Origin of the sequence: Pelobacter seleniigenes DSM 18267, assembly GCF_000711225.1 — a bacterium.
GTDB lineage: Bacteria > Desulfobacterota > Desulfuromonadia > Desulfuromonadales > Geopsychrobacteraceae > Seleniibacterium > Seleniibacterium seleniigenes.
In genome coordinates this window covers 459,917-483,799 of the sequence record NZ_JOMG01000004.1, presented here as the reverse complement: position 1 = coordinate 483,799, position 23,883 = coordinate 459,917, and the positions used below count along the sequence as shown (strand labels likewise).

General features: G+C 54.0%; 24 protein-coding genes. All 24 read right to left on the bottom strand.

The genetic code is table 11. The annotated features are described in order from the left end of the window. Positions 1-83: 83 nt before the first annotated feature. Positions 84-899: a purine-nucleoside phosphorylase gene (locus N909_RS0119180; protein WP_029917754.1), complete on the bottom strand. Its 816-nt coding sequence runs from the start codon at positions 897-899 to the stop codon at positions 84-86. Beyond that, on the bottom strand, positions 883-1,407 hold the full coding sequence (locus tag N909_RS0119175; protein WP_051689967.1) for a response regulator: 525 nt from the start codon (positions 1,405-1,407) through the stop codon (positions 883-885). The genes N909_RS0119180 and N909_RS0119175 overlap by 17 nt, the downstream gene beginning before the upstream one ends. A 36-nt stretch (positions 1,408-1,443) precedes the next feature. After that, positions 1,444-2,202 (bottom strand): tetratricopeptide repeat protein, encoded by a 759-nt coding sequence (locus N909_RS0119170; protein ID WP_029917752.1) that lies wholly within the window; start codon positions 2,200-2,202, stop codon positions 1,444-1,446. A 17-nt stretch (positions 2,203-2,219) separates the two neighbouring features. Continuing rightward, positions 2,220-2,720, bottom strand: coding sequence for a hypothetical protein (locus N909_RS0119165; RefSeq protein WP_029917751.1), 501 nt, complete (start codon positions 2,718-2,720; stop codon positions 2,220-2,222). 148 nt (positions 2,721-2,868) lie between these two features. Continuing rightward, positions 2,869-3,783, bottom strand: coding sequence for a PfkB family carbohydrate kinase (locus N909_RS0119160; RefSeq protein ID WP_029917750.1), 915 nt, complete (start codon positions 3,781-3,783; stop codon positions 2,869-2,871). A 9-nt stretch (positions 3,784-3,792) separates the two neighbouring features. Further along, entirely contained in the window at positions 3,793-4,671 is an 879-nt protein-coding gene (gene mtnP, locus N909_RS0119155) for an S-methyl-5'-thioadenosine phosphorylase (protein ID WP_029917749.1), read from the bottom strand. A 172-nt stretch (positions 4,672-4,843) separates the two neighbouring features. Next, a complete protein-coding gene (gene rlmN / locus N909_RS0119150; protein WP_245613641.1) occupies positions 4,844-5,896 on the bottom strand; it encodes a dual-specificity RNA methyltransferase RlmN in 1,053 nt (350 codons plus the stop codon). 194 nt (positions 5,897-6,090) lie between these two features. Next, positions 6,091-6,504 carry a nucleoside-diphosphate kinase gene (gene ndk / locus N909_RS0119145; RefSeq protein ID WP_029917747.1) on the bottom strand — a complete coding sequence of 138 codons (414 nt, stop codon included), beginning with the start codon at positions 6,502-6,504 and terminating at the stop codon, positions 6,091-6,093. A gap of 41 nt (positions 6,505-6,545) precedes the next feature. After that, entirely contained in the window at positions 6,546-7,148 is a 603-nt protein-coding gene (locus N909_RS0119140) for an XTP/dITP diphosphatase (RefSeq protein ID WP_029917746.1), read from the bottom strand. Then, entirely contained in the window at positions 7,145-7,882 is a 738-nt protein-coding gene (rph, locus tag N909_RS0119135) for a ribonuclease PH (RefSeq protein ID WP_029917745.1), read from the bottom strand. The genes N909_RS0119140 and rph overlap by 4 nt, the downstream gene beginning before the upstream one ends. Further along, positions 7,869-8,972 carry an N-acetylmuramoyl-L-alanine amidase family protein gene (locus N909_RS0119130; protein ID WP_029917744.1) on the bottom strand — a complete coding sequence of 368 codons (1,104 nt, stop codon included), beginning with the start codon at positions 8,970-8,972 and terminating at the stop codon, positions 7,869-7,871. The genes rph and N909_RS0119130 overlap by 14 nt, the downstream gene beginning before the upstream one ends. 220 nt (positions 8,973-9,192) lie before the next feature. Then, complete coding sequence (locus N909_RS0119125; RefSeq protein ID WP_245613640.1) at positions 9,193-10,266, bottom strand: DHH family phosphoesterase; 1,074 nt, start codon at positions 10,264-10,266, stop codon at positions 9,193-9,195. Next, entirely contained in the window at positions 10,266-10,736 is a 471-nt protein-coding gene (locus N909_RS0119120; protein WP_029917742.1) for a TIGR00725 family protein, read from the bottom strand. Before N909_RS0119120 ends, N909_RS0119125 begins: the two co-directional genes overlap by 1 nt. Further along, entirely contained in the window at positions 10,736-13,195 is a 2,460-nt protein-coding gene (locus N909_RS0119115; RefSeq protein WP_084167827.1) for a heavy metal translocating P-type ATPase, read from the bottom strand. Before N909_RS0119115 ends, N909_RS0119120 begins: the two co-directional genes overlap by 1 nt. Positions 13,196-13,201: 6 nt before the next feature. After that, positions 13,202-14,515, bottom strand: coding sequence for a DUF512 domain-containing protein (locus N909_RS0119110; protein ID WP_029917740.1), 1,314 nt, complete (start codon positions 14,513-14,515; stop codon positions 13,202-13,204). A gap of 158 nt (positions 14,516-14,673) precedes the next feature. Then, positions 14,674-14,907, bottom strand: a complete 234-nt coding sequence (gene hfq / locus N909_RS0119105; protein WP_029917739.1) for an RNA chaperone Hfq — start codon at positions 14,905-14,907, stop codon at positions 14,674-14,676. Positions 14,908-14,917: 10 nt separating this feature from the next. Further along, complete coding sequence (gene miaA / locus N909_RS0119100; RefSeq protein WP_029917738.1) at positions 14,918-15,841, bottom strand: tRNA (adenosine(37)-N6)-dimethylallyltransferase MiaA; 924 nt, start codon at positions 15,839-15,841, stop codon at positions 14,918-14,920. A 12-nt stretch (positions 15,842-15,853) separates the two neighbouring features. After that, positions 15,854-17,728: a DNA mismatch repair endonuclease MutL gene (mutL, locus tag N909_RS0119095; protein WP_029917737.1), complete on the bottom strand. Its 1,875-nt coding sequence runs from the start codon at positions 17,726-17,728 to the stop codon at positions 15,854-15,856. A gap of 85 nt (positions 17,729-17,813) precedes the next feature. Next, positions 17,814-18,710 carry an ExeA family protein gene (locus N909_RS0119090; RefSeq protein ID WP_029917736.1) on the bottom strand — a complete coding sequence of 299 codons (897 nt, stop codon included), beginning with the start codon at positions 18,708-18,710 and terminating at the stop codon, positions 17,814-17,816. Between the two features lie 62 nt (positions 18,711-18,772). Next, on the bottom strand, positions 18,773-20,893 hold the full coding sequence (locus N909_RS0119085; protein WP_029917735.1) for a tetratricopeptide repeat protein: 2,121 nt from the start codon (positions 20,891-20,893) through the stop codon (positions 18,773-18,775). Positions 20,894-21,072: 179 nt separating this feature from the next. Next, positions 21,073-21,786 (bottom strand): pseudouridine synthase, encoded by a 714-nt coding sequence (locus N909_RS0119080; RefSeq protein ID WP_029917734.1) that lies wholly within the window; start codon positions 21,784-21,786, stop codon positions 21,073-21,075. Between the two features lie 5 nt (positions 21,787-21,791). Beyond that, the gene (scpB, locus tag N909_RS0119075) at positions 21,792-22,349 is read right to left on the bottom strand and encodes an SMC-Scp complex subunit ScpB (protein ID WP_051689966.1); all 558 of its coding nucleotides are present in this window, start codon (positions 22,347-22,349) and stop codon (positions 21,792-21,794) included. Continuing rightward, positions 22,342-23,112, bottom strand: coding sequence for a segregation and condensation protein A (locus N909_RS0119070; protein ID WP_036684139.1), 771 nt, complete (start codon positions 23,110-23,112; stop codon positions 22,342-22,344). The genes scpB and N909_RS0119070 overlap by 8 nt, the downstream gene beginning before the upstream one ends. Positions 23,113-23,116: 4 nt before the next feature. Next, positions 23,117-23,803, bottom strand: coding sequence for a site-2 protease family protein (locus N909_RS0119065; protein ID WP_029917731.1), 687 nt, complete (start codon positions 23,801-23,803; stop codon positions 23,117-23,119). Between the last annotated feature and the right edge of the window lie 80 nt (positions 23,804-23,883).

Genomic DNA, 23,883 nt, shown 5'->3' with positions numbered 1-23,883 from the left:
CTATCGATTTCACTCACCAATCAATAGATAATTCAAAAAGGGTCCGAAGCCGGGAAAAAGGAAGGGGAAATCGGCAGAAGGGTTTACAAAGAGGCGGTCAAAAGCTGCCGGATCAGCGTAACGGCATTATCTCCGGCAGAGTTTGCGGCGGCCAGGACGTCCTCATGCGTGAGGGGCTGTGGACTCTTGCCGGCCGCGCGATTGGCGACAAAAGAGAGTGCAGACACCTGCAGCCCCAAATAACGACCAACAATAGCTTCCGGGACCGTCGACATGGAAACCGCATCCGCCCCGAGCCTCTCAAGCATACGGATTTCCGCCGGGGTTTCATAGCTGGGGCCGCTCATCCAGGCCAGGGTGCCCCGCCAGAGGTTTGCGCCACCACGACGCAGGGCCGCTTCGGCAGGTGACAGAGACGGGGCATGGTAAAGATCGTGTAAATCAGGAAAGCCGACATCAGGCCTGCCGATCAGCGGATTCTGGCCGGTCAGATTAAGATGATCGGTCACCTGCATGAAATCACCGGGCTGCATGCCATCATTGATCCCGCCAACGGCATTGGTCAAAAGAATCCTGGCGCTGTCGAGTTCGGCCGCCACCCGCACCGGAGCCGTCACCTGCCAGGCACTGTACCCTTCATAAACATGATAGCGACCGGACCAGACCAGCACGGGACAGTCAAATAACCTGCCCGCATACAGGTGTCCGGCATGGCCCGCCACCCGGGTCGGTGGGAAGCCCGGCAACTCGGCATAGTCGATGACGATAAAATCGGTCAACTGTTCGACGATAGCGCCGAACCCGGAACCAAGCACCAGGCACCATTCGGGGCGAAACCCCTCAAGCCGGCTGTGCACCGCTTGGGCCGCCGGGCTGATATCGTCAAGACAACTTATCATTGAGCAGGCTATCAATCCGCGCATTGAACTCATCCGGGTTGAATGATTTGCTGGTGAAATCATCGGCACCGGCTTCAATCGCCTTGAGCTTATCAATTTCCTTGCGATGGACTCCACTGATACAGAGAATCTTGATCTCGCGAAGTTTGCCATCGGCACGGATTTTTTCTATCAGATTGAAGCCGTTCAGATCAGGCAGATTGACATCGACAATCAACAGATCAACTTTGTTGCGCTGCAATGCCTCCCAGGCCTGGCGGGCGCTTTCGGCCATCAGGATATGAGCCTGGCGATCGGCCAGCAGATCCGAGATCAATTCCCGGAAAAACCGGGCATCGTCAACCACCAGAATATTCGGGATGGCCGCCCGGGACCGAGCTTCATCGGCACCGTTGGCGATCGCAAAACGAACGCCGCATTTCGGACAGGTGACCTTGGCGGCAGCCAGAGGACGGTCGTTGGTTTTGATACGATAGCGGGCCTGGCATTCAGGGCATTGAATGATCATCTGACCACGCCTCCCAGAAAGAAAACAGCATCAGATTCAAAGCACATCCAGAGCATCCTGCAGATCTTTTGCTTTCTGTCCCCATTCGGACAACGGGGCCACGTTAATGATCGCTTGCAATTGTTTCCTGGCATCCTCAGTGGAATGCTTTTTGATCAACAAGGTCGCCAGTCGATAACGGGCCTCCAGATACTGCGGAGCAAATTCAACAGCTTTTTCCAAAGACTTCAGTTCCAAATCCGGTTTGCCAAGGGCATGGTAAACATCGGCCTCGTGAAAATAGGCCGGGGCATAACGCGGGGCTATCCTGGCGGCCTCCTTGAAGGCAGCCAGCGCGTTGACATAATCTTTTTTCTGCAGGTAAGCGTACCCTTTGCCGGTAACCGCAATGTGCACATTTAAAAACAACAGATTATTGGCCGCTTTGTCGAAATATTCGATGGCCTTGTCCCACTCTCCCATATCCAGATAAAGCGAAGCCAGATTGTTTTGGTAGCGCGGATTGTCCGGTTCCAGTTCCAGTGCCTTGAAATAATGCTTCTCAGCCTCTTGATAGGCTTGTTTCTGCTGATAGGCCTGCGCCAGCGCAACTTGAATGGAGCTGCTGTTCGGTTCCAGTTTGACCGCGGTTAACAACTCCTTCAGAGCATAAGTCGGATTATTGCTCTGCAGATGTGCTATGGCCAATTTATAATGCATATCAGCCTGATGCTGTTTTTCGACTTGTGTTGTCGCCGCGCAGGAACAAAGCAGGCAAACACAGATCAGCACCAGGGTTCTTTCGATTCTTCTCATTTCGGTCCTCCGACAGATTACATGGCGCCGAGAAAACGTCCCAGGCTCGCCAGACTTTGGGACTGAAGCAATGCGCTATCATAGTCGCTGCCAGCAGAATTTTGCGCCACCGCCTTTCCGGCCACAGCAGCTTTTGTGCGGGATGGCCTGCAAATCGGCAAGGCTTTCCAGTAATCCTGCTTCTTCTCCAGAGATTTCAGATGGAAATCCGTTTCAGTAAGAGTAAACCCCATGGATTCTACGAAAAAAATCCCCTCTTCATATAGCTGTTGAGCTTTATCGCTGGTCACTTCGCCTTTTTGAGGGACAAAAAAGATGGAACTCCCACTCTCGACGAGATAGAAGGCAATCAGTACCAGGCTCTTCTGGCCACTCGAGGCCAGGATCAGATAGGCACTGCACAGCTGCGGGGGGAACCCTGCAAAAGCCAGCTGAACATTGCTGGACGCAGCATGAAGGTGGGTTATCTTTTCAGCCGGAAGGTTCAGACTGGTCAAACTTTTGTGCTGGATAAACATCAGTCTCCTCCGTGAACGGGGTCAGGGAAAGGGTCTCCCGGAACGTCTGCAAACAAAATCCATAATCTTTCAGGGCCGGCCAGCAGCGACCGCCCGGCGGCGTACAGCGGTTGCTACCGTGCGCTCCCCCATCGCCAAGCCGCGGGCGTTATCCGTCCAGGTCAGCAAAATCGGTCAATAGTTTAATTTTACGGTAACGATCAGAAATATCCCGGTGGTCGAGCTCCTTCAGGCGGTCAAGGCTGAATTTTTCAACGGTAAAAGACGCCATAACCGTGCCGAACACCGTCGCTTTGCGCATATTTGCCTCATCCAGGTTCCGCGTGGCTGCCAAATAGCCGACAAACCCGCCGGCAAAGGTATCGCCAGCGCCGGTCGGATCAAACACTTCATCCAGTGGATAAGCCGGCGCCGCAAAGGTCGATCCTTCCGAAAACATCAGAATGCCGTATTCCCCACGCTTGACCACCAGAGTCCGGGGCCCGAATCCGCGCACGATCTGTGCCGCTTTGATCAGATTCGGCTCTTCGGCCAATTGCCTGACTTCCGCTTCATTAATAATCAGGATATCCACTTTCCCCAGGGTGCGAATCAGTTCTTCACGTTTGCCATCGATCCAAAAATTCATGGTATCACAGGCGATGAATTTCGGGTTTCTGACCTGCTGCAGAACGTCCAGTTGCAATTCCGGATCGATATTGGCAAGGAAAACATATTCAGCATCCCGGAAATTTTCCGGCAGCTGCGGCTTGAAAGATTCGAACACATTAAGCTGGGTGTCCAGGGTGTGGGCCTCGTTCAGGTCATATTCGTAGCGCCCTTTCCAGCGGAATGTCTTACCCGGGCTGGTCTGCAGGCCACTCAGGTCAATATTGCGGCTGGTCAGGAAATCGATATGCTGCTGAGGGAAGTCTTCGCCGATCACGGCCACCAGCTGAACATCGGTAAAAAAACTCGCCGAGGTGGAAAAATAGCTGGCCGAACCGCCCAGGACATCATCCGCCTCACCAAACGGGGTGGTGACTGAATCAAAGGCAACACTGCCGACAACAAGGATGCTCATGGTTTGTCCTTACCTGGAAACATATTTGCCGATAATCGGTTCCAACGCCTGCAGCGTTTCCTCCGGAATCAAGCGGTTATCGGTCATGATGGCGTATTTTAAAGCCTCAGCGCAGGCGCAACTGCGTTGCGAGCGTTGGGCAACAATCTTTTCAACAGCGGTCTTGATGATATTGCGCGCCGTGGCCACATTCTGCTTGATGATGGCGATGACCGCCTCCACCGAAACATCGTCATGGCCATCATGCCAGCAGTCATAGTCAGTGGCCAGGGCAATTGTGCCATAGCAGATTTCCGCTTCCCGGGCCAGGCGTGACTCCGGCAGGTTGGTCATGCCGATAATGTCAACGCCCCAGGAACGGAAAATGTTCGATTCGGCCCGGGTCGAAAAGTTCGGCCCTTCTATACAGATATAGGTTCCGCCGCTATGAACCGTTGCACCAACCTCCCGGGCTGCCGCAACCAGCAGTTGGGAAAGATCGGCACAGACCGGGTCGGCAAACTGAACATGCCCGACAACGCCGTTGCCGAAAAAGGTCGAAGCCCTTTTTCCCTGGGTACGATCGAAAAACTGGTCCGGAACCACAATATCACCCGGGACTATATCCTCACGCATACTGCCAACGGCCGACACCGAGATAATCTGTTCAACACCAAGTTTTTTAAGGCCGTAGATATTCGCCCGATAATTGACTTCCGAAGGAAGAAGTCGATGCCCGCGACCGTGGCGGGGGAGAAAGACCATCCGCGCCGAACCAAGCCGGCCGGTAATAAAAGCATCGGAAGGCGCTCCGAAGGGGGTTTCCATCGTCACTTCCTGGACTTCGGTCAGCCCTTCGATCTCATAGAGACCGCTTCCACCTATAACACCGATCACCGGTTCCTGCATAATTAAATGTCCTCTCTGTAAAAAATGAACACACACAATCTATAATAGTGAAGACTCGGCCCTCATCGGGCCAAGGCATATTTTTTCTGCAAGCATCACCTTGCCCAAAACGCCAACGTCAGACCTGGCAGTTCATAACCGCGCCTCTGCCCGCTGGCAGCAGCGGCGCTCATCATCCCGAGACCCTGTTGACCTTGACTCCTGCCAGCTGACCTTTCAGTTGGCCACAAGCCGCGGCGATATCCTGCCCTTTACTGGCCCGTAATGTAGCAACAATGTTGCGCTGCAGCAGATAGCTCTGAAACTCTTTCACCGCAGCTTCGCCCGGTGCTTTAAATTCACTCCCGGGATGGGGGTTGAAAGCAATCAGATTGACCTTACAGCGCACCCCGTGCAGCAAGGAAACCAGCCGCTTTGCATCGGCGAGGGAATCGTTGACCCCGTTGATGAGGATATACTCAAAGGTGACCCGTTGGCGGGTTTCGACTGCGAAATCCCGACATGCGGCCAGCAACTCAGCCAAAGGATATTTGCGGTTGACCGGCATCAACTGGTCACGCAGTTCATCCGTGGTGGCATTCAGCGAAACCGCCAGGTTCACCTTGATACGGTGACCTAATTGGCGAATCTCCGGGACCAGGCCGCAGGTGGACAGGGTGACCCGTCGGGTGCCATAACCGAGGCCGTCGTCAAGATAGAGGATCTCCAATGCCTGCACCACATTATCGATGTTGTGCAGAGGCTCCCCCATTCCCATCAGGACAATATTGCCAACCGGCCCATCTTCCTGCGCAGCACAGACCTGATTGACGATCTCGGCCGCTTCCAGATTGCGAACCAGGCCGAAAGTGCCGGTCATACAGAAGCGACAGCCCATGGCACAACCAACCTGAGTTGACAGACACAGGGTAGCTCGCCCCTCTTCCATGGGGATTCTGACCGCTTCAACGGTTTCACCGTCAGCCAGTCGGAATAGATACTTCCTGGTTCCATCCTGACTATCCTGAACAGCTTCCGGGCGACACCGGGAAATAAAAGCGCTTTTTGCAAGTCGCTTGCGAAAGTCCTTGGCAAGATCCGTCATCTCTTCAAAATCATAGACATGCCGCTGGTAGATCCAGCGCAGCAGTTGCTTGGTGCGGTACTTTTCCTTGCCGAGTCGAGCCAGGAATTCTTCCAGCTGCTGCCGGGTCATGCTTTTTAAATCTACTTTTTCCGAACTCAATAAAACCTCTATGTCCAGCGTCCCGATTGGATGGCCATGATGAAAGATGGCCATAGGATACGCCGATGAAAGAAAAACGCCCTCCGGAATTCTACCGAAGGGCTTGCCGGCTGACAAGGTCATTGTCAGCAAACCTGAACCTTACCCACCCGGTTTCAGCAAGGGCTGGGAAAGATCCACAACAAAAGGAAAGGTTAGAGTAATTCCAGCCCGTTAAAAAAGTAGCCCAATTCGAAAGCGGCGGTTTCCGGGGCATCGGAACCATGGGTGGCATTTTCACCGATAGAGGTGCCGAATTCGTTGCGCAGAGTCCCTTCAGCAGCCTCGGCCGGGTTGGTTGCCCCCATCAGCTCCCGCCATTTCAGAATCGCGTTGTCCGCTTCCAGGGCCATGACCAGGCACGGGCCACTGCTCATGAAGTCGGTCAGTTCTCCGAAAAAGGGTCGTTCTTTGTGAACAGCGTAGAAGCCTTCGGCTTCAACCTTGCTCAGATAAAGTTTTTTCAAACCAACAACCTTGAATCCCTCAGCGTAAATCCGGGCCAGAATTTTGCCGGCGTCCCCGGCGGCAAAAGCATCAGGCTTAATAATTGCGAACGTTCTTTCCATGGTATCCTCCGGAAGAAAATGGGTAACATCCTGTCACTAAATCAATCCTGTTGACCGGCCAGCTCGCGCAGCAGGGGGATGACTTGGCGTAACGCATTGCCCCGGTGACTGATCCGATTTTTAATGTCGAGGGGCAGCTCCGCTGTGGTCTTGCCGTATTCGGGAACCAGAAACAGCGGGTCATAGCCAAAGCCCCCGGCGCCTCTTTTCTCATGCAGAATGATTCCCGACACCGTCCCGGTAAAAGTTTCGCACCGACCGTCCGGCCAGGCCAGGGCCATCACACAATGAAAGGCCGCCTGTCGCTCATGATCAGGCAGCGACGCCATCGCCTCAAGCAGTTTGCGGTTATTGGCCTCGTCGTTACCCTGCTCTCCGGCATAGCGTGCGGAATGAACTCCGGGTGCGCCATCCAGACCGGACACCACCAGCCCGCTGTCATCGGCCAGGGTCAGCAGCTGACTGAAGGCCGCCATCTCCCGGGCCTTCTTGCAGGCGTTAGCGGTAAAAGTATCACCATCCTCCACAACCTCAGGGGGATTCTGCAATTGATCAAGACCGATAATTTCAATGGGACAATCTGCCAGCAGACTGCGAATTTCCTTTAACTTGCCGGCGTTGCCGGTGGCCACGAGCAATTTCATGAGAGCTGCAGCGCCTGTTTCTGCAACAGGGCCAGATCGGAACAGCCCTGCAGCGCCAAGTCCCGTAACAGATCGAGCTCCTGCAAAGAAAAGGGCTCCTCTTCTGCGGTCCCCTGCACCTCGACAAACTTTCCGGAACCGGTAATGACAAAGTTCATGTCAACATCGGCAGAAGAATCTTCTGCATAGTTCAGATCCAGCAGCGGTTGCCCGCCGACAATCCCGACACTGATGGCGGCGACACTGTCCAGCAGCGGAATACTTTTCAACTGGCCAGCATCGACCAGACCGGCAAGCGCATCGTGCAAAGCCACATAGGCCCCGGTAATCGAAGCGGTCCGGGTTCCCCCGTCGGCCTGCAGTACATCGCAATCGATCTGGATGGTTCTTTCGCCAAGGGCCTTGAGATCGGTGATCGCCCGCAATGAGCGGCCGATCAGCCGCTGAATTTCCTGGGTCCTTCCCGACAACTTACCTTTCGCAGCTTCGCGCATGGAGCGGGAATGGGTTGCCCGGGGCAGCATGCTGTATTCGGCGGTCACCCAGCCCCTCCCTTCGCCGCGCATAAACGGGGGCACCCGTTCTTCAACGGAAGCATTGCACAGGACTTTGGTTTCGCCGCAACAGATCAGCACCGAGCCTTCTGCATATTTGGTAAAATGACGTTGAAAATCGATCGGGCGCAACTGATTGGCCGGCCGTTGATCGTTGCGCTCGAATTTATTTTGCTGCATTCTGCTGCTCCTTCATTTGCATGGCGTAATTCTTGATTCCATTAAAAATAGCTTCAGCTAATTGTCGTTGGTATTCAGCATCTTCCAGTTGTTTTTCCTCAGCGGAATTACTCAGATAACCAAGTTCGATCAAAACGGTCGGCAGGTTGCCCTGGCCGAGGGACAACCGATTCGACGGATAAATCCCCTGCACCTCGACAGCACTTGACCGCAGCGCCAGGGCCACTTGTGAGGCCAGGAGAAAACTGTGGCTTCTCACCTTGACGGCATCATCTTCGGCGCCGGATTTCGACGTCGGTTGCTCCGGGCGGATAAACAGATTGACCCCATGAATCAATGGGGAAAAGGAGGATTGTGCGTGGAGCAGAATCCAGGCATCGACATCCTCTCCGGACGCGGCTTTGAGCCGTTGGTCCACGGCCAGTTCGTAATCGCCGTCGCGGCTGAGATAAACCGGAATGCCCAGCTTCATCTTCAACTGCTTGGCCAATTTTTCGGCCACTGCCAGGTTCAACTCCTTTTCCTTATAACCGGACGCTGCCAACACCCCGGTATCCAGCCCGCCGTGCCCCGGGTCCAGGGCCACCGCCCTGATCAAAGGTCCGCTGGCCGCTGGTTTGCGGTTGAGCAAAAACGAAAACAGCTGTTCAAGACTGTTCTTTTTTTCTTCCGGAACGCTGTCTGCGTCGGGGTCCAGATTACGGAAATAGACCGGCTGTCCGGCCAGTTGGGAGAGCTGATTGAGGATGAAGCTATCGGTCACGCGCAAACGCCCGTCAATAAAGCGGGGTTTGTCTTTCAGCGGATAGAATTCATCTCCGAGCTTCATGTAGCTGCTGGCCGGGGAGATTTCAGCCCAACCTCTGCGCGTCTGGATCTTGAAAGTATGGTCAATGGAATTCCAGTGGCCTTTCAGACCGACGACATCAAGGGCGTCTTCAATGGCGATATAAGGAACCCCTTTTTGCTGATAAACATCTTCGATGCGCAGCGGATCTTTCCCCCGCAACCCCATATCCACTGCAGCCTGAGCAACGCCAGGCAACACCCCTAGGCCGAGAAAACAGCATATAAGAAAAAAAACACGCATCGGGACTCCTGTAAAAACCGCTTGGTTATAGCTCAGCTGCAAAGACAATGTCAATCCGGGACGGGGCACTCAGGGAACGGCAGCACGTTTGCAACAACGGCGGATGCAGAAAATTCAATTGTGGACATGTCGGTATTTACCGGTCGCCACTGCCGCAGCTGTTGTCTGGGAATGGGGCGAACAAGGTCTCTTCTGGACTGTCTTGTTGAGGCCGCGGCATTCATTGGCAAATAAGCGGTTCGGGATCGGTCAATGGCAGATTCAATGCTTTGCACATTCTCTCCGTCAGCAAATTTTCCAATTCGTTCTGCGCGGCAGGGTCTTCGGCCATATCCCTGACCTGACCGCCGGCGACCATGCCGTGCCCGCCGGCAGAACCGACGCCGGCAACCATCTGCTGGATAACCAGCCCCAATTTGGCATCCGGGACAACTGTCCGCATCGACAAAATCTCGGTGCCATCAAACCAGCCCATGCCCAACACATACTCAACACCCTGCTGACGTAACAGGAAATCAGCCAGTTCGGCGACAAGATCGGGATTTTCAATCCGCTGCAGGTTGAAAACCAACACTTTGCCGTGCAGGTGGGCATTATCAAGGGCAGTGCGAAAGGCGCAGAAATAATCCCTCGAAACCTGCGGGTGTATGATATCGAACAGAATCCGGTTGTTCGACAGTGGCAGCAGCCTGAGATAAGCTTCACGATCGGCCTTGGACCATTCCCGGCCCAGATCCTGGGTTTCCGATTTGATGGCATAAAACAAGCTGGTGGCAAGACGGGTATTGATGGAGACCTGCTGACTGTTCAGGTATTCGTAAAGAATCGTCGCCGAAGCACCATAATGTTCACGGACATCAACCCAACAGATCGCGGACAGATCACGCTTGGGTTGATGATGATCGATGACCAGGTGCACTGGTTGTCCGGCCGGATAGGAATTATTCCCGGTTTGCGGCTGGGTATCAACCATGCAGACCACGTTGAACTGTTCCAGATTCAGTTCGGCGATGGGCACCAGCGGGATCTCCAGCAGTTCCACCATCTTGCGATTTTCACTGCGGCCGATCACCCCGCCATAGGTCAGTATGGCATCCTGCCCCGTTTTCACCAGGATCAGATGCCGTAAAGCGACCGCTGAAGCGATGGAGTCGGGATCCGGATTATCATGGGTAACAATCAGGACCTTGCCACGCCCTCGCAGCCACTCGATCATCTGGCTGACCATGTCTTCCTCCGGCGCCCTCTGCGGGCACTCGGGGAGAATCGAAACAAGTGGGACTTCTTTCTTCATCAGCCGGATTTCTCCTTGAGGGCATTGAAAATCATCGTGACGGCTTCTTCCGCAGTGTCCACCTGTCCGCCAGTTTTTAGTTGCGGCCAACTGTCGATTTGAACAATAGGTTTACCCAATTTTAACGCTATTGCGATCTCGGAAAGGGTCCCGTATTCCCCCTCAATCGCTATCAACGCCTGCGCGGTCTGAACAATAATGACATTTCGTGCCTGTCCCATGGCCGTCACAATGGGCAAAGTGACATAAGGGTTGGCCGCGCCGGCGTCGGCTCCGGGCAAAATACCAATAACCTCGCCGCCGGCATTGTGACACCCCTCGGCCGCCGCCTGCATAATCCCGCCAAGCCCGCCACAGACCAGCACCGCTCCTCTTTCGGCAAGAAGCCGGCCGACTTCACGGGCTTTGGCCATTCCGGCCGCGGTTGCGGACCCTGCGCCGATCACGCCGATGATCAGTTTCGGCGGCATTATCTCCCCAGTTGGGCTAACGTTTGTTTACTACGCCGCAGCAACAAACTGTTGGTCACCACGGAAACACTGGAAAAAGCCATGGCCAAACCGGCATATTCCGGTTTGAGATAGAGACCAAACCAAGGGAAAAACAATCCGGCCGCCAGAGGAATCCCCAACAAGTTATAAAAGAACGCCCAGAACAGGTTCTGCTTGATTTTCCAGAGCGTTTTTTTGCCCAGCAGAATCCCCCGTTCGATGTCGAACAGATCGCCCCCCACCAGCACCAGATCGCCGGTTTCCTTGGCAACATCGGTGCCGCTGCCAATGGCAATGCCGATATCCGCCTGGGCCAGAGCAGGTGCGTCGTTAATCCCGTCCCCCACCATCCCGACCCGCTGCCCGAGCTGCTGGTATTTTTTGACCACAGCCAGTTTCTGCTCCGGCAAGACCTCTGCCTCGACCAAAGAGATACCAAGCTGAGCCGCAACCCGCTCGGCAACCTCCTGGCGATCACCAGTGACCAGAACCGGTTCGATGCCAAGCTGCCTGAGCCCGGAGACAACCTTGCCGGCATTATCTTTGATCTCATCGGCAAGGCACACAATCCCCTGTAATTTATCATCGATCGCAATAAAAATCAGCGAATTTCCGCGACAGACATCTGGGTTCGGCAGGAGTGACAGATCGACACCGTGATCGCTCAGCAGCTTCTGGCTGCCGCAAAGCACTCTCCTTCCGGCCGTTGTCCCGGACAAACCATGCCCCCCGGTTTCGACAATATCGCCGGACGTTGGTACGGGAATCTGCAATGCGGCGGCTTTTTCGACGATACTTTGAGCCAGCGGATGGGTACTGGCACTCTCCAGGGATGCGGCAAAAGCAAGCAGCTCCCGCTCCTCCATCTCACCACAACTGATCACCTGCTCGACGTTAAACCGTCCCTTGGTCAAGGTTCCGGTTTTATCGAACAAAAGTGTCTGCAAGCCTGATATCTGTTCCAGAACCGTCGCTTTTTTAAACAGAATACCGAGTTCAAGCCCGACCGAGCTTCCCACCATAATGGCCGTGGGTGTTGCCAGGCCCAGTGCACAGGGGCAAGCCACCACTACCACGGCGACCGCCATCTGAAAGGCGAACAGAAACTCTTTTCCCACAACCAGCCAGCCGCAAAAAGTGAGCAGCGACAGGGCGATGACAATCGGTACGAAAACGTTGGAAATCCGATCAGCCAGACGCTGAATCGGTGGTTTGTCGCCCTGTGCCGTTTCGACCATGCGGACGATCTGAGCGAGAACCGCTGCTTCGCCAACATGCGTTGCCCTGATCATCAACCGCCCGGAACGGTTGACAGTAGCTCCAATCACGGCACTGCCGGGTTCTTTGGCAACCGGCACTGCCTCGCCGCTGATCATCGACTCATCGACGGCAGCGCGTCCATCCACGACCTCACCATCAACCGGGATTTTTTCACCCGGCTTAACCAGGACCAGATCACCCGGAACGACAGCGGCAATGGGAACCTGCTGCTCCTTGCCATCCTTGACCAGCAGCGCCGAATCGGCCTGCAGCTGGAGAATCTTCTTCAGTGCCGCGCTGGCACGCCCTTTGGCCCGCGATTCAAGCAACTTGCCGAAACGGATGAACAGAATCAGCATGGCACTGGTTTCGAAGAAAACCGTTGCCCCAGTGCCGAGCAGGCCGAAAAGTGCCAGCAATGAATACCCGTAAGCTGCGCTAATCCCCAAAGCCACCAGCACATCCATGTTGGCACTGTGGTTACGGAGTGATTTCCAGGCGCTCCCGTAAAAGCCGAGGCCGGCAGTAAACTGAACGATAGACGCCAACACCGCGTTAAGGTAGAGCGTCGTGTCCCCAAACAGGGGGAAGTACATCAACAACATGATCGGCACGGCACCGGCCGCGGCAATCGCGACCAGGCGCAGTTCTTTCCTGGCGTCTTCGGCAAGGTCAGGTTCTGCGCCACGAATGGCCTTGAAGCCGGCCTGATCAACAGCGGCATAAATAGCCTCTGGAGTCACCCGCTCCGGTCGATAACGGACCTGGGCAAAATTGCCCGCCAGATTGACGGCGACCGCCTCAACCCCGGCGACCGCCCCGACCCGTCGCTCAATAGTTGCCGCGCAGGAAGCGCAGTGCATACCGCCAACCGGAAAACGTAGTTCCGTTGCATTTTCGCTTGGGGCGGTCGCTGCTACAGGAGCAGCTGCGGCGATGGAGGGGTTTGCTTCCGCTTCAACGGTAGCTGTGGTTTCGAAACCGGCTGCGGACAATCGCGCCGCTATTTCCGCATGGGGCAACAGTGCAGTCGAGGTCAAAATTTCCGCCTCGCCAGCGGCGAGGGAAACTTTGGCCTCGTCAATCTCAGGAAACTCGGTCAGCAGGGCAGTGACACGGGCAACACATTTTTGGCATTTCATCCCTTTAACGGGAAGTGTGGTTCGATAGGTGATCATGGTCTTCTATTCTTGGCAATGGATAATTTCCGGCCCTTCCGCCAGGGACTCAAGCCCCTCCAGCAATCCCCAGGGGGAGCTTTCGATAACCACCACCGGACAATTGCAGCGCTGTTGGATGGTTTCGACCAGGACATCGTCCAGAAACAGCTCTTCGCCCTGTCTGAGCATGACGTCCGGGATAACAACGGCATCCGTAGTCCCGATCTGTTGCAGTTGGTCCAGAAGATCTGTTCCGGTGACCAGGCCGGTCACGCTCACAGCGGTTCCGAAAAAGTTATTTTCAACCCCGAGAACATGCATTTTCACACCTGTCCGCAAGGCCAGCCGGTCAGCGAAAGACTGCAGCTCTTCGGCAAACGAAGTACCGGTCACCAGGGTCACCGTGCCCAGGTCAAGCGGCTCGGCTTCCAGCAGGACTTCTTCTCCCTGCTGGCGGAAGCGGGCAATCAGGCCGACACCGTTCTCCAACTGCGCACAATCTTCATAGGCATCCAACGCCGGGATCTCCCGCTCGGCTTTAAGATAGAGCTCATCTGCGGCAAAGACAAAGCGGCTGCCCAACTCCCCGCGAAACCTGTCCTGCAACCCGTCAATAAGTTCCAGGCATGCTGTCGCCTCGCGCTCGGTGACCGGCTGGAGCTGAGGAAGTTTCTGCCGATGGCGGGTCAGTCCGACCGGAACCACCGCCAGCGAAGCCACCGCCGGATAAAACCCGGCCAGTTCCGTGATGGTGGTTTCCAGTGCGCGCCCATCGTTGTAACCGGGGCACAGCACCACCTGACAATGCAGCACGATGCCGGCCGCGGTCAGCCGCTCGATCAGCGGCATGAGGTCCGGGATCTCGGTTCCCAGCAGGGTCTGTCGCAACGCGTGTTCCGTCGCATGAACCGAAATATACAGCGGTGATAATTGCTCGCTAATAATCCTCTGCAGGTCGGCTTCCTGCACATTTGTCAGAGTGATATAAGACCCATAGAGGTAGGAAAAACGATAATCCTCATCTTTGATGTAGAGTGTTTTCCTCATCCCTCTGGGAAGCTGATGGACGAAACAGAACAGACATTGATTGCCGCATTGCCGGGGGTAGGGATGCTCAACCTCAAGGCCGAGATCCTCTTCCCTCTCCTTCAGCAGCTCCAGTTCCCAGAGTTCGTCATCATGAGTGACCTCGATGACAAGCTTTTCCGCGGAAACGGTCAAGTGATAATCGAGCAGATCATCAATTTGTTTGCCGTTGATGGCAATAAGACTGTCACCGGCGGCAAGGCCAAGTTCCGCAGCGTAACTTCCTGGTTCGACTGATTCTATTTTGAGCATCGCAATTCCTTGGTCCGGTCAGGCCGAAAAAGACCTTCCGACCGATCATTATAGCACCTCGTCGGCGGCTCTGGGCAAGCCCCGGCCAGGTGCAAAAGAAACAGGGGGCGCCACTGAAACCGTAACGCCCCCTGTAAATGGTGATTTAAATAAATCTGTTAATCGCGCCCGCCGTGCAATCGGAAGGTCCCGTCTGTAGAGGTGATGGTGCTCACCGCATGTTTATATATCAAAATATCCCCGTCACTTTCTGCCAGGATACAAAAACTGTCAAAAGATTTGATGTACCCCTGAAACGTCTCCCCGGACATCATGACAATGGATACTTTGACGCGCTCTTTACGAGCCTGATTCAGATACTGATCCTGAATATTGAATGGTGACTTAGGCATGTCCGCTCCTTTAACGAAGTATAAAATTATCAATAGATTGTATCACTTTACCAGACTCCTTTGTGGAATCAACCCAAATTATTTCTGGTTGAGCACGAAACCAGGTTAATTGCCGCTTTGCATATTGCCGGGTGTATTTGCGGATATCTTCCAGCATCTCGTTCGCGGTAATTTCTTTTTTCAGGTAGCGAACCACCTCTCGATAGCCCAGGGTCTGCAGCGCTTTCAGAGCAAAGGAATAATCGGCCGCCAGCGCCTCGACCTCGGCCACCAGACCGGCATCAAGCATCTCTTGCGCGCGGCGGTCAATCCGCGCATAGAGTTCCTCGCGCGGGAAGCTGCAGGCCAACTGAAATGAGGGGTAGTGTCGATCGGCAAAGCGATGTTCTTCCTTTAATGCAGACATCCGTCGGCCGCTGAGTCGGAAAACCTCCAGAGCCCGCACAATGCGCACCAGATTGTGCGGATGAATCTCCGCAGCCGCCGGAGGATCGATCTCCTGCAATTCCCGATACAGGGTTCCTGCCCCCTCGAGCTGTTCCCGTGCATGCAATTCGTTACGCAGCTCCTGGCAGCCCTCAGGGAGGGCAGCCAGCCCACCGAGCAGCGCCTTGATATACAACCCGGTCCCACCGACCACACAGGGAACATGTCCGCGCTGAGCAATCGCCTCGATCAACGGCCGGGCCCGGTCGACAAAGTCGGCCACCGAGAAATCCTGATCCGGGTCGATCAGATCAATCATATGATGAGGCGCCTGGCGCTGTTCTGCCACGGTGGCCTTGGCGGTGCCAATATCCATCCGCCGATAAACCTGGCGGGAGTCGGCGGAAATGATTTCCAGGGGATACTTCTGCGCCAGAGTCAAGGCCAGCGCGGTTTTACCGGAACCGGTCGGGCCGCAGATAGTCAATACTTTGGGTCTGCTCTTCATCGGTCTCAATCGTTAATGACGCCGGAACAACCGTTCGACTTCCGCCAGGGTCAACCGCTGCATAACCGGGCGGCCATGAGGGCAGTTGGCCTTGAAATCAATCAGGTCAAGCTCCTTGAATAGCGCCTTGATTTCCAAAGTGGACAAAGCCTGGTTGGCCCTGATCACGCTGTGACAGGCCATCATGATCAGGACCTCGTCGATAGAATCGCGGAGCTGTCCTGTCCTGCCCACCCGCTCCAGTTCAAGAGCGACATCAACCACCAGTCGGGCAGCGGACTTATTGCCCAGCAATTGCGGGACCGCCTTCAGCGCAAAAGATTTACCGCCAAAAGGCTCGATCTCAAAACCCAAAGCGGCCAATTCTCCGGTCTGTTCCGTCAGGACGGTGGCGCTGTTGAAATCAAGCTCCAGGATCTCGGGAAACAAGAGGGTTTGGCTGGGAATATTTCCGGCCGCATAAGAGTGGCGAAGCTTTTCGAACCCAACCCGTTCATGGGCGGCGTGCTGATCGATCAAGATCAGGTCGTCGCCATCCTGGCATAAGATATAACTCTGATGAAACTGGCCAAGGATCTGCAGGCGACTAAAGTATCCGTCACTGGACGCGCCCGGAAGCAAGGACTGCACGGGTTCACTGTTGTCCTCCCTCCCCTCGCCATTGGCCAAGGGTTCAGGAAACGGCATGGATGAGAGGCCGACGCTCCTTGAGACGGGCTCTGCTCCAGTCAGGGTCGAATGATAATCGGCCGGAGCCTCTTTCAACACGACAGACCTTTCGGTAACCACGGGGCCGGAGACTTCACCCGCAGTTGTCGAATCGGGAGCAAGCATGGCCGGTTGGTCCGCGGCAACCCGCTGATCCACGGAGTCAGCGGAACCAGTCAGCCAGTCGGCAGGTTTCAACGTCTGCTGCAGACTGGTTGCGATAAAGTCATGAACCAGGGACTGCTCCCGGAAGCGGACCTCATGCTTGGTCGGGTGGACATTGACATCGACTTGCGCCGGATCAATCTCCAGAAAAATGACGGCAACCGGGTAACGGCCCTTCATGAGCAGGTGCCGGTAACCTTCCATGACCGCATGCTGCACAACCCGATCGCGGATATACCTGCCGTTGATGAAGGTATAGATATGAGTCGCTGCGGAACGGTTCAGCTGCGGCGCGGAAATAAGTCCGAACAGGCGCAGATCCGAGCCGGACTGACTCTCCACATTCAGCAGATCTTTCAGTAAAGAACGTCCCAACAAAGCGGCCACGCGCTCCCGAACGCCCTTTTCCCGCCTTAAATCCAGCAAGATCCGATCATTATGCCGCAACCGGAAGCTGACTTCGGGATGAGCCAGGGCCTGTTTGGTGACGACATCCGCAGCGTGACCGAGTTCGGTCTGTTCCTTGCGCAGGAATTTTTTACGCGCCGGTAGATTAAAAAAAAGATTCCGCACTTCAACCACGGTTCCCTGTGGCAAGCCGGTCTCCTCGGCGTTTTTGATTCTCCCCCCTTCGGCGTAAATCTGCTGGCCAAGCCCTTCGCTGTTAGCGCAGGTTTTCAGCCGCAACCGGGAGACAGAAGCAATGGAAGCCAGCGCCTCACCGCGAAACCCCAGGGTGTTGAGGGCAAACAGGTCCTCATCCGTTCTGATTTTACTGGTCGCATGACGCTCAAAGGCCAGAAAGGCGTCTTGGCGATTCATGCCGGACCCGTTATCGGTTACCCGAATCAGCCTTTTCCCTCCGGCTTCAAGCTCAACGAGGATGTCGCTCGCACCTGCATCAAGGGCGTTTTCCAGCAATTCCTTGACCACGGAAGACGGTCGCTCGACGACCTCGCCTGCGGCAATTTTGTTGCATAGCTCTTCAGGAAGAATATGAATTGTTGGTTCCATGGTTGCTATTATGGCTTATTTGAAGGGAAAAACAAAGCGGCCGGATCGAAATCCGGCCGCTGAGAATCAGTCTGTTTTCCGGAATTTATTTATCCTGAAGCTCATCAAAAATAATTTCCAGGTCATCATCGTCATCGTTATGCTCATTGTAAGGCTTGGTCAGATCCATTTCGATCAGGCCGAGGTCTTCAGCGACATTACTGATGATCGCCGGGGTAATCCCCTGATCACGGCGCAGGTAGGTTTCAAACAAAGCATTGTCACAAATGGTATTAATCAGCCTGGGAACCCCTCCGGACAGCTGATGGATCAGCGGCAAACAATCAGGGTGAAAAGGCGATTTTTCAGCCCCGGCAACTTGCAGACGATAGTTGATGTATTTTTGGGCATCTTCAGGCGTCAATGGTCTGAGGGTGTATTTGAAGGCGACGCGCTGAGCCAGGGGTTCGTCAAGCTTCATGATATTGTTCAAAGCAGGCAGTCCGAAAAAAACGATATTCAGCAGTTTTTTACCGGGAATTTCCAGATTCAGCAGGCCCCGAAACTCTTCCATCAATTCACGCGTCTGGAGCATCTGCGCTTCATCGATCAGAACGACGGCTTTACGCCCTTCCTGTTCAATCTGCAGCAGCCTTTCGTAAAGCTGTTTAAGCATTCTCAATGGACTGCCATCAGGCTGTTTGACCCCAAGCTGCATGCAAATCCGCGACAGAATCCATTCCGGGGTAATCCCTGAATGAATCATCACCAGCAAGGAAGATTCGTATTTCCCGATCGGCAGGCTGTCCAGCATGCGACGTGCCAAAGTTGTCTTACCGGTGCCAACACCGCCCACCAAGACAGCCAACCCTTTGTCCGAATCAACCGAGTATTTCAAACGCATCAGCGCTTGTTTATGCTGCTCACTGTCGTAATAAAATTTGTCGTTTGGTGCGTTGGAAAAGGGTTCACGCTCGAACTGAAAATAATCTGTATACCCCATGCAAATACCCTCGCAATGAGTCCTGGCAGCTGGTCAGCCTCAAAAGATAGATTGGAATTTTATCAAAGGAAGGAGATCCTCTCCTTACGCTCATCCAGCGAGTTATCTGCGATCTCATCAACCAACCCCAGGGATGCTTTCAGCGTCTTGACCCGATCCCTGACATCCCGGTAATTGGAATCCTGAGACAACACATCCTGAAAACTGATCAGGGCATCGTTGGCGCGACCGGCACGCTCGTACAGCAATCCGAGTTCGTAACCGAGATTAAGCCGCTGAATCTCTTCAAGGTAGGGCGAATCAAGAGCCTGCTGAAACATGATCTCAGCGTTGCCATAATCTTCTTTGTCGGAATAGCTGAGCCCTTTGAGCGTCTGGCAATCAACATAGCGGGACGGCTCTTTCTCGGCCTTTTCGAACTCGCTGATAGCATCGTCAAGCAAGCCCATCTCACGATAGGCAATGCCGAGATTATAATGAGACTCCATGTCGTCGGCAGCGATCTGCTCATCGACATCGGTCCGGAACACTTTTTTCTGCTCCGGGCTGGCGACGGTGTCGGCGGGAAAAACAGTATCAAAATCAAAATCCCCGAAGCCGTCGGCAAAATCAGCGGCCGATGCTGTCGGCGCAGCAACATTGCGCTGTTTTTCTATATCAGCCAGTTTCTGCCGACACTCCTCATTATCCGGAGCGTAGGCAAGGATATCTCGGCACTGCTTCTCGGCCTCGTTGAACAACCCTTGCTGCAGATAAAACTCCGCCTCTTCAAGATCGGCCCGCAGATTATGTTGTGCCGGAGCCGGACTTATCGAAGCGGGTTCAGCGGCGCCAAACAGATCATCATCTGAATCGGCAGCAAAATCAAAATCAAAATCCGCCCCGTCATTCAATTCAATCACCGCTTCGGCCTCAGAGCCCGAAACGGCAACCTCTTCCTCATTGCCGAAAACATCTTCCAGCGACTCCAGCTCCAGATCGATATTTTCGTCCTCAACCACATCCAGACTGATCGGCTCAGCGTCTTCGCCGGGATCAAGGTCAAGATCGTCGATGGAAATGTCTTCCTGGGCCGAACCGAGCAGGGTATCAGACAGGGTCTCTTCCTCAACCACATCATCGTCCGTCTCGATTTGAACTTCGGACATGATATCGAGCAGTTTGTCACCGTCGCCGGTCAGCTCATAAATGGAGTCAAGGGTCTGCAGAACGATCCGGTTGTCGCCGAGCTTGTCTTTGAGCAGCTCATAGTATTCTTTCAACCGATCAAGCCGTTCCGCCTTTAAGAATGCATCCTTCCACTCTTCCAGCTGTGACAAGGCGTGAACATACTGCTGGGAACCGATCTCACCCTTGATGATGGCCTCACAGATATCCAGGTCACTAGGATCCAGATCAAGCAGCTTTTGATAGATTTCGAGAGCCTTGGGCCAATTTTGCTGATCAGCATAGCCGCTGGCGATAAGACGTAACAGATCCGGATCGGACGGCTTTTCCTTCAGCAGGGTTTCCAGGATGATAACCCCCCGGCCGAAATCCCGTTTTTCATAAAAAGTAAGGGCCAGCCCCATCTGCAGTTTTTTATTGTTGGGGTAAAGGGGCAGGAACATCTTGTAGAGCTTCAGGGCTTTATCAAAATCGTTCTTGTTTTTCAGGATATCCAGAACCGATTCCAGCTCTTCAAAGCCGTCATCCTTACGCTCATTGGTGGCATAAACCTCAGCCAGCTTGACTCGGACGTTAAGATTATTCTGATCAAGGTCACGCATTTTCTCCAGGGTCTTGATCTCATCCGCGACCATACCGTTGCGGGCGTAATAGTCGACCAGGCTGCGATATTCAGCCATGGCGTCTCCGACCAGGCCCTGCTTTTCATTTAATTCAGCGAGCCGATTGATGATTGAAACCTGGCTTGGATCCAGCCGTTGCATCTGCTTATAGATGGCAATGGCTTTCAGATAAAAACCGTTACTGGAGAAATATTTCGCGACCGCCTCATAATGTTCGAAGGCTTCCGCCGGCTTGTTGGTACGCACGAACAATTCTGCCAGTTTCTGCCGGGAACGAACATCTGCCGGGTCCAGCTCGACGATCTTGGCGTAGTCCTTAATCGCCTTAACAATCTGCTTTTTCTTCAGATTTTTTTGTGCCGACTCGATGAGTTTTTCTTTGTTCGTTGCCAAAAAAATGCTCCGATATTTACAGTTTCAACAACTCGACCTTTATTTCACGCTAGACAATGAACCTTTAAAAGTCAAGCGGAACAATACACTTACCTTGCCCCGCATTAACACTGAATTCAAACCTTAACAAGGCCGAGCATAGCACAATCTTAAGACAAAGTATAATAATGAATATAAACTTAGTTAATTTTTTTCAATCTTGCCACCTCAGCGGCACTCAGGAGCCGATATCGGCCGGTTTCCAACCCGCCCAGATCCAACCCGCCCAAGCCAATTCTTTTCAGCCTGACCACCGAGATTCCGATAGCATCGCACATCCGCCTGACCTGACGATTTTTCCCTTCACTGATGGTCAATTCAAACCAGCAGGTTGTCGCCGAGTTCCTCACTTTTGCGACCTGAGCCGGAGCGGTCTTGTACTGATCAATCATAACTCCCTGTTCCAACTGCCCGATCATATCGCTAGTCAGACGGCCCCGCCCTTTGACCAGATAAGTTTTTTTCACATGATGGCGAGGGTGGGTCAAGCGCAGGGCCAGGTCGCCGTCGTTCGACAGCAGCAGCAACCCTTCGGTATTGTAATCCAAGCGCCCGATCGGAAATAAGCGCGCTGGAATATCCGCAACCAATTCAGTCACCAGGCGCCTTTCCCCGGGATCCTTCAGGGTTGAGATATAGCCACGTGGCTTATTCAGCAGCACGGTGATCTTCTTCTCTGCAGCCTGCAGTGCACGCCCGGCGACCTCAACCTTATCCACGGTTAAATCCGCCCGGTCACCAAGTCCGGCTTTACGGCCATTGAGCAGGACTTTCCCCTCTTCAATCCAGCGCTCAGCTTGTCGCCGGGAAGCAAGTCCCGCCTGGGAAATGAGTTTCTGTATTCTTTCTGCCATTGGCATCAGGTTCCTTCCGGAGCTAGCGGCTCGGCCTCGACAAGTTCCGGGTCCAAAGCAGCAAATTCTTTAAGAGTCGGCAGGTCGTTCAGATCACGCAGCCCGAAAAATTCAAGGAACTGCCGACTGGTACCATATAAAAGGGGGCGGCCGGGAACATCCTTCTTACCGAGAATGCGCAACAGATTTCTTTCCAGCAGCGACTTGACAATCCCGCCGGAATCAACCCCGCGCAGATACTCAATTTCCGCCCGGGTGACCGGTTGCCGATAGGCAATGATGGCGAGAGTTTCCAGGGCCGCCTGGGAAAATTTAACCGATCTCTCCTTGGCCATTCTGCGCAGGTAAGGAGCAAAATCAGGAAGGGTGCGGAACTGGTAGCCACCGGCAATTTCAAAAATCCGGAACCCGCGTGCGCTAAGCTGATACTCCTGCATCAGTTCCTCAACCACAGGCCTGACCACTGCCCGGGGTTGCTCAAGCAGTGCGCACAGACGATCCAGGCTGAGTGGTCCGTCGGCAGCAAAGATAAATGCTTCAACCAGCTGCTTGAGATTATTCATAACCAAGAGCATCCTCAACTGCCGAAAGCTGATCAAGCTGTTCGGGAGCGACCACCAGGGTCAGCCAGATTTCACTGAATTCTTTCACCTGTTCGATATTGATCATTCTCATTTTAACCAGTTCCAACATGGCCAAAAAAGTCACAACGAGTTCAATCCGGGAAGCCCGGGGGGAAAAACACTCATGGAAAGCCATGCGTTTTTTTTCCGCCAATCGGGCAGAAAGTCGCCTGATATATTGCGCAACGGAGAGCGATTCGCGGACGACTTCATGAAAGACCTCTTTCGGCCGATGACTGAGGATCCGATGAAAGGCTTCGGCCAACTGATAGATTCCGACCGTGATTTCTTCATCGGCAGCATCTTCCAGTTCCAGATAATCGGCAGCCCTGACCAGACCGGTGAAATAATCACGCTGCAACTGCGGCATATTTTCAAATAACCGGGCCGCCTCCTTGTAGCGCTGGTATTCAAGCAGTCGCCGAACCAGTTCGGCGCGCGGATCTTCTCCCTCTTCTTCTTCAATCTCTTCACTCGACGGCAGCAGCATACGAGATTTGATATGCATCAGGGTGGCCGCCATCAGCAGGAACTCTCCGGCGACATCCAGATCAAGCTGCTTCATCTGTTCGATAATCGATAGATACTGCTCGGTAATTTCCATAATCCGGATATCGTAGATATCCATTTCATTGGTTTTGATCAGGTGCAAAAGAAGGTCAAGGGGACCGGAAAAGTTTTCAAGCAGAATCTGGATCGGCATATTTTCAATGTCCGAACAGGAAGTGCATTGCCTGCCGAACCACTTCAACCTGGCTGCCCGCCATCAACACCACCAACGTGTTGATAATCGGCGCCAGAATCACACGCCAGAGATCGGTGAAAAACACCAGCAGCAGGATCAATACAAAGCCGAAGGGCTCAAGCCGGCCGATAAGAGCCGCCTGCCGCTCCGGCAGTACCCCGGTCAGAATCCGTCCGCCATCAAGCGGCGGCACAGGGATGAGATTGAAAACACCAAGCAAGGTGTTGATATAGAGGCTGAAACCCAGCATCATTTTCACCGGAGTTGAAAACTTGATATACGTATCCGCAGCGCCGATAAAACTCTGATCAATATATCCCAAGCCACGCAAGAAAATCGCTGACGCGATGGCCAGAAGAAGATTGGTCACCGGTCCAGCGACCGCGACCCAGATCATGTCCCGCTTTGGATGGCGGAAATTGCCCGGGTTGACCGGCACCGGACGAGCCCAACCAAAACCGAAAATAAAAAGCGCAATGGTGCCGATGGGGTCGATGTGCTTGAACGGATTCAGGGTCAGACGGCCTAGCAGCCGTGCGGTCGGGTCGCCGAAACGTTCGGCGATGTAGCCATGGGAAATTTCATGCAGCATGACTGCCAGCAACGCAGGGACCAGCATGATTGCAATCTTGGAGATGACACTTTCCATATATGTTTCGCTTCGCACTCCCAAGCCTTAGCGCTTGTTAACGATTTACAAGCCGGTGCCTCAGTCTAATCGAGATAACT

Coding starts and splice junctions, on each gene's coding strand:
- miaA (WP_029917738.1), bottom strand. CDS start 15,841: ATGAAGAGCAGACCCAAAGTATTGACTATCTGCGGCCCGACCGGTTCC.
- mtnP (WP_029917749.1), bottom strand. CDS start 4,671: ATGCAGGAACCGGTGATCGGTGTTATAGGTGGAAGCGGTCTCTATGAG.
- hfq (WP_029917739.1), bottom strand. CDS start 14,907: ATGCCTAAGTCACCATTCAATATTCAGGATCAGTATCTGAATCAGGCT.
- ndk (WP_029917747.1), bottom strand. CDS start 6,504: ATGGAAAGAACGTTCGCAATTATTAAGCCTGATGCTTTTGCCGCCGGG.
- N909_RS0119180 (WP_029917754.1), bottom strand. CDS start 899: ATGATAAGTTGTCTTGACGATATCAGCCCGGCGGCCCAAGCGGTGCAC.
- N909_RS0119110 (WP_029917740.1), bottom strand. CDS start 14,515: ATGCTCAAAATAGAATCAGTCGAACCAGGAAGTTACGCTGCGGAACTT.
- rph (WP_029917745.1), bottom strand. CDS start 7,882: ATGCAGCAAAATAAATTCGAGCGCAACGATCAACGGCCGGCCAATCAG.
- N909_RS0119160 (WP_029917750.1), bottom strand. CDS start 3,783: ATGAGCATCCTTGTTGTCGGCAGTGTTGCCTTTGATTCAGTCACCACC.
- N909_RS0119065 (WP_029917731.1), bottom strand. CDS start 23,803: ATGGAAAGTGTCATCTCCAAGATTGCAATCATGCTGGTCCCTGCGTTG.
- N909_RS0119125 (WP_245613640.1), bottom strand. CDS start 10,266: ATGAAGAAAGAAGTCCCACTTGTTTCGATTCTCCCCGAGTGCCCGCAG.
- N909_RS0119070 (WP_036684139.1), bottom strand. CDS start 23,112: ATGCCGATCCAGATTCTGCTTGAAAACTTTTCCGGTCCCCTTGACCTT.
- N909_RS0119170 (WP_029917752.1), bottom strand. CDS start 2,202: ATGAGAAGAATCGAAAGAACCCTGGTGCTGATCTGTGTTTGCCTGCTT.
- mutL (WP_029917737.1), bottom strand. CDS start 17,728: ATGGAACCAACAATTCATATTCTTCCTGAAGAGCTATGCAACAAAATT.
- N909_RS0119090 (WP_029917736.1), bottom strand. CDS start 18,710: ATGGGGTATACAGATTATTTTCAGTTCGAGCGTGAACCCTTTTCCAAC.
- N909_RS0119140 (WP_029917746.1), bottom strand. CDS start 7,148: ATGAAATTGCTCGTGGCCACCGGCAACGCCGGCAAGTTAAAGGAAATT.
- N909_RS0119130 (WP_029917744.1), bottom strand. CDS start 8,972: ATGCGTGTTTTTTTTCTTATATGCTGTTTTCTCGGCCTAGGGGTGTTG.
- N909_RS0119175 (WP_051689967.1), bottom strand. CDS start 1,407: ATGATCATTCAATGCCCTGAATGCCAGGCCCGCTATCGTATCAAAACC.
- scpB (WP_051689966.1), bottom strand. CDS start 22,349: ATGAATAATCTCAAGCAGCTGGTTGAAGCATTTATCTTTGCTGCCGAC.
- N909_RS0119115 (WP_084167827.1), bottom strand. CDS start 13,195: ATGATCACCTATCGAACCACACTTCCCGTTAAAGGGATGAAATGCCAA.
- N909_RS0119165 (WP_029917751.1), bottom strand. CDS start 2,720: ATGTTTATCCAGCACAAAAGTTTGACCAGTCTGAACCTTCCGGCTGAA.
- N909_RS0119080 (WP_029917734.1), bottom strand. CDS start 21,786: ATGGCAGAAAGAATACAGAAACTCATTTCCCAGGCGGGACTTGCTTCC.
- N909_RS0119120 (WP_029917742.1), bottom strand. CDS start 10,736: ATGCCGCCGAAACTGATCATCGGCGTGATCGGCGCAGGGTCCGCAACC.